General features: G+C 69.0%; 1 protein-coding gene. It reads right to left on the minus strand.

Annotation, left to right across the window (positions count from 1 at the left end; translation table 11 throughout):
* Positions 1–48 precede the first annotated feature (48 nt).
* Positions 49–616: MFS transporter (locus tag AX735_RS26130; RefSeq protein ID WP_446471847.1), on the minus strand; the 568-nt coding region annotated here is incomplete at its 5' end.

Consider the following 616-nt stretch of genomic DNA (forward strand, 5'->3'; position numbering starts at 1 on the left):
CGCCCGCCTCGCCTTGAATAGAGCAATTGCGGAACCCGCCAAGCGCGATCACGCATCGTGCGGCAGGCTGAGCAGCAGCAGCGCCGCCGCCAGCGCCAATAGGGCGAGCACCAGGAACAGGCTGGCATAGCCGAAATCGGGCACCATCGTGATCGCGATCCAGGGCATGATCAGCGACGGCGCGGTGTTGGTGAGATTGAACAGCCCGATGCCCAGGCCGCGCGAGGCGGCATCGGGCAGGATGCGCAGCGTCTGGCCGGCATGCAGCGCCAGGAAGGCGGCATTGGCGGTGACGAACGCCAGATAGGCCAGCTTGGCGGTGGCAGGGGTTCCGGCCAGCGCCATGACCAGCAACCCCGCCGCGGCGACCAGCGCGGTCAACGCCAGCGCCAGGAACGGACGGCCATGGCGGTCGCTCCACCGCCCCAGCAGCAACGCTGCCCCCACTGAGAGCGCGAGCCCGGTCGCATAGAGCAGCATCTTGGCCGCATCGTCCATCATGGGGTCGAGGCTGCGCAGCCAGAAATAGAGATAAGCGGCCAGCGCCGCGCCCGAGAGCTGCATCAGCAGCCGCGCCAGCCACACGCGCTGGACGACGGATGCGGCGCGCGCGATC

Source organism: Blastomonas sp. CCH1-A6 (assembly GCF_001556365.1).
In the GTDB taxonomy this organism is placed as follows: domain Bacteria; phylum Pseudomonadota; class Alphaproteobacteria; order Sphingomonadales; family Sphingomonadaceae; genus Blastomonas; species Blastomonas ursincola.